General features: G+C 56.8%; 7 protein-coding genes. 3 read left to right on the top strand and 4 right to left on the bottom strand.

Features of this window, described 5'->3' with window-relative positions; all coding sequences use genetic code 11:
* Nucleotides 1-172: 172 nt before the first annotated feature.
* The 3 genes from GHO03_RS12800 to GHO03_RS12790 form a co-directional block, all read right to left on the bottom strand.
* Nucleotides 173-1,831 carry a cation acetate symporter gene (locus tag GHO03_RS12800; RefSeq protein WP_095002116.1) on the bottom strand — a complete coding sequence of 553 codons (1,659 nt, stop codon included), beginning with the start codon at nt 1,829-1,831 and terminating at the stop codon, nt 173-175.
* The gene (locus GHO03_RS12795; protein ID WP_153399923.1) at nt 1,828-2,139 is read right to left on the bottom strand and encodes a DUF485 domain-containing protein; all 312 of its coding nucleotides are present in this window, start codon (nt 2,137-2,139) and stop codon (nt 1,828-1,830) included. Before GHO03_RS12795 ends, GHO03_RS12800 begins: the two co-directional genes overlap by 4 nt.
* Before the next feature lie 222 nt (nt 2,140-2,361).
* The gene (locus GHO03_RS12790; RefSeq protein WP_095019110.1) at nt 2,362-3,219 is read right to left on the bottom strand and encodes a glycine betaine ABC transporter substrate-binding protein; all 858 of its coding nucleotides are present in this window, start codon (nt 3,217-3,219) and stop codon (nt 2,362-2,364) included.
* Between the two features lie 291 nt (nt 3,220-3,510).
* On the opposite strand from GHO03_RS12790, the gene GHO03_RS12785 reads away from it, so the two are divergent.
* Nucleotides 3,511-5,061 carry a beta (1-6) glucans synthase gene (locus GHO03_RS12785; RefSeq protein WP_153379985.1) on the top strand — a complete coding sequence of 517 codons (1,551 nt, stop codon included), beginning with the start codon at nt 3,511-3,513 and terminating at the stop codon, nt 5,059-5,061.
* 98 nt (nt 5,062-5,159) lie between these two features.
* Here the strand turns inward: GHO03_RS12785 and GHO03_RS12780 are convergent, their stop codons facing one another.
* Nucleotides 5,160-5,522: a hypothetical protein gene (locus GHO03_RS12780; protein WP_095002120.1), complete on the bottom strand. Its 363-nt coding sequence runs from the start codon at nt 5,520-5,522 to the stop codon at nt 5,160-5,162.
* 231 nt (nt 5,523-5,753) lie between these two features.
* On the opposite strand from GHO03_RS12780, the gene GHO03_RS12775 reads away from it, so the two are divergent.
* Both GHO03_RS12775 and GHO03_RS12770 read left to right on the top strand, forming a co-directional pair.
* Nucleotides 5,754-7,052 (top strand): serine/threonine protein kinase, encoded by a 1,299-nt coding sequence (locus GHO03_RS12775; RefSeq protein WP_095002121.1) that lies wholly within the window; start codon nt 5,754-5,756, stop codon nt 7,050-7,052.
* Complete coding sequence (locus GHO03_RS12770; RefSeq protein WP_095002122.1) at nt 7,045-7,833, top strand: VacJ family lipoprotein; 789 nt, start codon at nt 7,045-7,047, stop codon at nt 7,831-7,833. Before GHO03_RS12775 ends, GHO03_RS12770 begins: the two co-directional genes overlap by 8 nt.
* Nucleotides 7,834-7,914: the final 81 nt, after the last annotated feature.

Raw genomic sequence — 7,914 nt, 5'->3', positions numbered from 1 at the left:
ACTAACACTGCTGCCGAACAACCTGCCATTCACCGCTCTCACCCCAGACTTTATTCCTTTCTTTAGACACAAGCTGCTACGGAACTTCGCACTTGCACAGCGAGAATAGGCACAAAAAAATCCCCCTGCCTTGCGACAGGGGGATTCGATTAAACATACTGTCTATTACGGATTAATGATCCACCGCACCGCTCGCCCCCAACCCCGTCTGCGAACGCACAAACTGCGGGAAGAACAACGCACGCTCCTTCTCTGCCGATTTGGACTTGTCCGTAATGGAGAAGAACCAGATACCCGCAAACGCGATGATCATGGAGAACAGCGCCGGGTACTCGTAAGGGAAGATGGCCTTTTCATGATGCAGGATCTGCACCCAGATGGTCGGGCCCAGGATCATCAGGCCAACCGCGCTTACCAGCCCCATCCAGCCGCCTATCATGGCGCCACGGGTGGTCAGGTTTTTCCAGTACATGGATAGCAGCAAGACCGGGAAGTTGCAGCTCGCAGCAATGGAGAACGCCAGGCCCACCATAAACGCGATGTTCTGGCTTTCAAACAAGATACCCAAGCCAATTGCCAGTACCGCCAATGCAATAGTGGTGATCTTCGAGACCCGAATCTCTTCCTTGTCGTTGGCCTTGCCCTTTTTGATCACGCTGGCATACAGGTCATGGGACACCGCAGAAGCGCCCGCCAGGGTCAGCCCCGCAACAACCGCCAGAATGGTGGCGAAAGCCACTGCCGAAATAAAGCCCAGGAACATGCTGCCGCCAACCGCGTCCGCAAGGTGCACAGCCGCCATGTTGTTACCACCCAGCAAGGCGCCAGCCGCGTCCTTGAAGTCCGGGTTGGTACTGACCAGGATGATTGCGCCAAAACCGATGATAAAGGTCAGGATATAGAAGTAGCCAATAAAGCCCGTTGCGTAGAACACGCTCTTGCGCGCTTCCTTGGCATCGCTCACGGTAAAGAAGCGCATCAGGATATGTGGCAGGCCAGCAGTACCGAACATCAGGGCCAAACCGAGGGAGAATGCAGAGATAGGATCTTTGACCAACCCGCCCGGGCTCATGATTGCTTCACCTTTAGGGTGAATCTTCACTGCTTCGGCGAACAGTGCGTTGAAGTCAAAGTTCACATGCTTCATGACCATCACGGCCATGAACGTGGCACCCGACAGCAACATGACCGCCTTGATGATTTGCACCCAGGTAGTTGCCAGCATGCCGCCGAACAACACATACATGCACATCAGGATACCTACCAGGATCACCGCAACGTGGTAATCCAGACCAAACAACAACTGGATCAGCTTGCCGGCACCGACCATTTGCGCAATCAGGTAGAACGCTACCACCACCAGCGAACCACAGGCTGACAACGAGCGAATCTGGGTTTGCCCCAAGCGGTACGAGGCCACATCGGCAAAGGTGTATTTGCCCAGGTTGCGCAGACGCTCTGCAATCAGGAACAGAATGATGGGCCAGCCCACCAGAAAGCCGATCGAATAGATCAGGCCGTCATAGCCGGACGTGTACACCAGCGCGGAAATACCCAGAAAGGAGGCTGCCGACATATAGTCGCCGGCAATCGCCAGACCGTTCTGGAAACCGGTAATCTTGCCGCCAGCTGCATAGTAATCGGCTGCCGACTTGTTGCGTTTCGATGCCCAGTAAGTAATGCACAGGGTCGCACCCACAAAGACGACGAACATGATGATCGCCGAAATATTGAGCGGTTGTTTTTGCACTTCCCCAGTCAGGGCCTCCCCCGCCCAAACTGCCGGTGCAAGGGCTGTAGCGCCCAGCGTTGCCAATAAGCGCCCGATCATTGCCCAGCCTCCTTGAGAATTGCATTGTTCAGCTCATCAAACTCGCCATTGGCCCTGCGTACATAGATACCGGTCAGGATAAAGGCCGAAACAATCAGCCCCACACCAATCGGAATACCCCAGGTAATGGACGAACCGGGACTCAGTTTGGTCCCCATGATGTGCGACCCATAAGCAATTAACAGGATAAAAGCGGCATATAACCCGAGCATGATTGCCGAAAGAAGCCAGGCAAAACGCTCTCTCTTTTTTACCAGCTCCTTGAAGCGCGGGCTGTTTTGAATCGAGATATAAATGCTGTCGTTCATTATTTTTGTCCTCGCAGCACAGATGAGATGGAACGTTTTCACTATTAGGGCGGCGCAAATTCTATTCCAGACGACTTTAGTAGTAGAGCCTCTGATTTGCTGCAGCCCCCGGTTTACCTAGCCTGCAAGGACGATGACAACCATTGCCCCGCCCGAAAATGCAAAAACCGCCTGGCGAAAACACCAGGCGGTCTTGTGTACTGCGAGCTAGACGCTTCGCGATTATTTATCGGTCCACTGGGCAACACGCTCCGGGTGTTTGGCAACCCACTCTTTGGCCGCCACTTCAGGCTTGGCACCTTCTTGAATGGCCAGCATCACCTCACCAATTTCGTCTTTTGAATTCCAGGAAAACTTCTCCAGAAATGCCGCAACTTCCGGCGCTTTTTTATTCAGCTCCTTGCTGCCGATGCTGTTAACGGTTTCTGCGGCACCATAAACGCCTTTGGGATCTTCAAGAAAACGCAGTTTCCACTTGGCAAACATCCAGTGCGGCACCCAGCCGGTGACGGCAATCGGTTCGTTCTTGGCATAGGCACGCCCAAGCTCCGAGGTCATGGCCGCCCCGGAACTTGCCTGCAACTTGTAACCCTTGAGGTCGTAATCCTTGATGGCCTCATCGGTTTTAAGCATGACACCCGACCCGGCATCGATACCGACAATTTTGTTTTTAAACTCATCGCTGCCCTTCAAGTCAGCAATCGACTGTGCCTTTACGTATTCAGGCACGATCAGGCCAATTTTTGCATCTTTGAAGTTGGGCCCGTAATCGACCACCTTGTCCTTGTTCTTGGTCCAATATTCGCCGTGGGTCACCGGCAACCAGGCGGACAACATGGCATCGAGTTTGCCCGTGGCCACCCCCTGCCACATGATGCCGGTGGCTACCGGCATCAATTTCACGTCATAACCCAGCTTCTGTTTAATCACCTCTGCCGCGACATGGGTGGTGGCCACGCTGTCGGACCAGCCATCCACATAACCTATATTCAGGGTCGGTTTGTTCTGCGCGCTCGCCAAACCCGCACTCATCGCCAGCACCAAGACTGCTCCTGCGCTCAAAATTCGTCGCATCTTCATCTTTGATTCCCCACAGTGCCGGGCCCGACGAGTGCCGGGCCACTTCAAGATTCCTGCAAGGCTTTACAGCCTCGTATCACTTGCTCCGGATAATCAACCGCGCCTGTTTAGCGTCCTGCTCTGACGACGACCCCCATACAACCAGCAGCGACATGGCGATCACAGCCAAATTGATGCGTGCGGACGCTGGACGGCCAGACTGACAAACATTAGATGTCAAAATCATACACAGGCGCTGCGCCTGCTCAATTGCAGGTAAGATGCGCGGCTTTGCTCCCATACGGCCCGACCATGTCTGCGACTGTCCGCTTCCCCGTGCTGCCTTATCTCCTTGCCTGCCTGCTGGGCGCATTTGCCATTGCCGGCTTCTGGTACGGCCTGGGCCAACCGGTGATATTGCCCGATGCAGCAACACCGACCCATAAACTGCAATGTGCATCCTATACGCCGTTCGATAAGGACCAGTCGCCGTTCGACCAGCCTTTTGTGCCACGGGCAGAGCGTCTGGATGCCGATCTGGCGTTGCTGGCCACGCGCTTTCAATGCATCCGCACCTATTCCCAGGCGGGCCTTGAAGCTCTGCCCGAGCTGGCACGCAAACACGGGCTCAAGCTGATGGCAGGCGCCTGGGTCAGCCGCGACCCCGTGGCCACGGAGCAGGAAGTGCAAGCCCTGATCGCTTCAGCCAATGCCAACCCGGATGTGGTCAGCGCAGTGATAGTCGGTAACGAAGCCTTGCTGCGCAAGGAGGTCACTGCCCCGCAGCTGGTCCGGCTGATCGACAAGGTGAAAAGCCAGGTCAAGCAACCGGTGACGTATGCAGACGTTTGGGAGTTCTGGCTGCAACACCCGGAAATTGCCCCGGCCGTGGACTTTCTGACCATCCACCTGCTGCCTTACTGGGAAGATGACCCTGCCGGCATTGACCAGGCGGTACAACATGTAGCGCAGGTTCGTCAGGTATTCGGCAACAAGTTCGCCCCCAAAGATATCCTGATCGGCGAGACCGGCTGGCCGAGCGAAGGTCGCCAGCGGGAAACTGCCCAGCCAAACCGGGTAAACGAAGCAAAATTCATTCGTGGATTTGTCACCCTGGCCGAACAAAACGGCTGGAAGTACAACCTGATCGAAGCCTTCGACCAACCCTGGAAGCGTGGCAGCGAGGGGGCGGTAGGCGGCTACTGGGGTTTGTTTGATGCCGATCGCCAGGACAAGGGTATCCTCGCCGGCCCGGTATCCAACCTGCCGCACTGGCCGGTCTGGCTGGGCTTTGGCGCCGTCCTGTTTGTGGGCACACTGCTGATTGGCGGCCGGGTCCGTACAAAACGCGCCGCTCTGACACTGCCAGCACTGGGTGCGGTGGCGGGATGCAGCATCGTGGCATGGGCCGAGCTGGCGTCAGTCACCAGCCGCTTTGCTGGCGAGTGGCTATGGGCTGGCTTGCTGGTTGGCCTGAACCTGATCGTACTGACCCATGGTGCATTGGCCCTGGGCCAGAAAGACGGCTGGCGAGAACGCCTGTTCAACGCACTGGAGCGCCGTGCGGGCTGGTGGCTGGCAGCCGCCGGGTTTGCCGCAGCGGTGATGATGCTTGGGCTGGTGTTTGAACCGCGCTATCGAAGTTTCCCGAGTGCCGCCCTGCTCCTGCCTGCACTGGTTTATCTGCTACGCCCGGTGGGCGGCCCGCGCCGTGAGTTCGGCCTGCTGGCCTTGATCATCGGGGCAGGCATACCGGTGCAGCTGTACCGCGAAGGCTTGCACAATGAACAGGCCTGGATGTGGGCGCTGGTCAGCGTACTGATGGTGATGGCGCTGTGGCGCAGTGTGCGCAAGCGCGCATGACACCTTTCTAGTGCAATCCCCCTGTGGGAGCGAGCCTGCTCGCGAAGGCCTCAAAGACCTTTCGCGAGCAGGCTCGCTCCCACAAATGTTTCAAACTCTTACTTCGCGGCCCGCACCAGGCGCAACCCGGCGATCACCACGGCAAACACTGCGAGGCTGGCGTTATACAACGCCAGTGCGGGCAGGCCGAACAGCAGGGCCAGCACCGCCAGTGCGCAGCCGACACGACCACGCACGCAAAAAGCAATAATCGACAGCACCAGCGCGACCCAGCCCAATACCCGGAAATGAATCAACAAGCCCAGGTTTGCCCGCAACTGGCATTCCCAGCGCGCAGCCTCTGCCACACAGGTCCCCACCCACTGCGAGTCCTCCATCAAGCCGTATCGCAGCCCATAACTGGCGAGCAACCATACAGGCAGAGCGATAAGCAGCAAGATCCACGGCAAACGAGGTCGCATAACAAACTCCGATAGGCAAAAACGGCGCCCAGCTTAATCCCCATCTACAGCTATACAAGCCTTGCAATCAGATATCTGTTAACTAAAGTCATTCAGCGTGTATCTTGAGTGACTTTTTGCCTGTTCGGGACTGTTTGGGGAATTATTTAGTGCCATTGAATGGCACTTCAGTACGAGCCCTGTGGTCATAGCCTGCGAAACTTTTGCGCATCTTATTTAGGGATAGCCTCCATGCTCCGTTCTCTGCCCTTCGCTGCCTTACTGGGCGGCCTTATCTTGAGTGCGTCCGCGCAGGCGGTCGATGTCGACCCCGCAACGTATGGCTACCCGATAACCAATCCGTTTGAAGCTACGATTGCCACCACTCCGCCGCAAATGCGCCCGCTGCTGCCCGACGAAGATGATATCAACCAGTCGGACTACACCCTCAACCTGCGCCCTGAACGTGAGCACATACTGCCGGCCAATTTCTGGGCGGTGAAAAAGCTCACTTACCGCATGGCCAAACAGGATCACCCGGCGCCCTTGATGTTCCTGATTGCCGGCACCGGTGCTGCCTACGACAGCAGCCTCAACGAATACCTTAAAAAGCTCTTCTATCAGGAAGGCTATCACGTCGTTCAGCTGTCATCGCCCACCAGCTATGACTTCATGAGTTCGGCCTCGCGCCTGGCCACACCCGGCATCAGCCAGTACGACGCCGAGGATTTGTATCATGTGATGCAGGCTGTACGCGCCCAACAGGCCAAATTGCCCGTTACCGACTACTACCTCGCGGGTTATAGCCTGGGTGCGCTGGATGCTGCCTTTGTCAGCCACCTGGATGAAACACGCAAAAGCTTCAACTTCAAAAAAGTGTTGATGCTCAACCCGCCGGTCAATCTCTTTACCTCCATCAGCAACCTCGACAAGCTGGTGCAGACCGAGGTCAAAGGCATCAACAACTCCACCACGTTCTATGAACTGGTGCTGGGCAAGCTGACCCGCTACTTCCAGGATAAAGGCCGGGTCGACCTCAATGCGGCACTGGTGTATGACCTGCAAAACTCCAAGGAGCGCCTGACCAACGAGCAAATGGCCATGCTGATCGGCACGGTGTTTCGTTTCTCGTCAGCCGATATCGTGTTCACCTCGGACCTGATCAACCGCCGTGGCCTGATCACCCCGCCGAACTACCCGATCACCGAGGGCACCAGCCTGACACCTTTCCTCAAGCGTTCGCTGCAGTGTGACTTTGACTGCTACCTGACCGAGCAGGTGATCCCCATGTGGCGCGCCAAGACCGATGGCGGCAGCCTGCTGCAGTTGATCGATCAGGTCAGCCTGTACGCCCTGCAGGACTACCTGAAAAACAGCCCGAAGATTGCCGTCATGCATAACGCCGACGACATCATCCTGGGCCCTGGCGACCTCGGATTCCTGCGTAAAACCTTCGGTAATCGCCTGACGGTTTACCCCTATGGCGGCCATTGCGGCAACATCAATTACCGAGTCAACGCTGACGATATGCTGGAGTTCTTCCGTGGCTAAACAATTATTGCTTCTCGCCGCCCTGCTCGGCGCCGGCTTCGCCCAAGCCGACAACAGCAAAGCTCACACGGAACTGACCCCCGATGTCGACGGGTTTACCCAGCCGTTGAAACTGTTGAAGTTCAATCCGGGCCTGGATCAGCGTGAGTTCGAGCGCGCCACCATGAACGCTCTGAGCATCTATGACCCGCTGGAGCCGATCAACCGCAGGATCTACCATTTCAACTACCGCTTCGACCAGTGGGTGTTCCTCCCGGTGGTCAATGGCTATCGCTATGTCACGCCCAGTTTTTTGCGCACGGGTGTGAGCAACTTCTTCAACAACCTGGGGGATGTCCCCAACCTGTTCAACAGCCTGCTGCAGCTCAAGGGCCATCGCTCGATGGAAACCACAGGGCGCTTGTTGCTGAATACGACCATCGGCATCGGCGGGCTGTGGGATCCGGCCACAGCCATGGGCCTGCCCCGTCAAAGTGAAGACTTCGGCCAGACCCTGGGCTTTTATGGCGTACCCGGCGGTGCATACCTGATGCTGCCGATCCTTGGCCCGTCGAACCTGCGCGACACCACGGGCCTGGTGGTCGACTATGGCGTCAACCAGGAGATCAACTTCCTGAACGTGCCGCACGAGAGCACTCGCCATCCCGAGATCTGGGTGCTGGGCGCTGTCGACAAACGCTATACCACCAGCTTCCGTTATGGTCAGTTCGACTCGCCATTCGAATACGACAAGCTGCGTTACATCTACACTGAAGCGCGCAAATTGCAGATTGCCGAGTAAACCTGTAGCCGCTGCAACAGATTGCGATGGGTTGCGCAGCGACCCCGAGGAAGGGCCGGCGGCCCTTATCGCAGCCTGCGG

It is taken from the genome of Pseudomonas sp. FSL R10-1339 (assembly GCF_009600545.1).
In the GTDB taxonomy this organism is placed as follows: Bacteria; Pseudomonadota; Gammaproteobacteria; order Pseudomonadales; family Pseudomonadaceae; genus Aquipseudomonas; species Aquipseudomonas bubulae.
The sequence above is the reverse complement of the archived record's forward strand: the minus strand, read 5'-3'. Positions and strand labels throughout refer to the sequence as shown.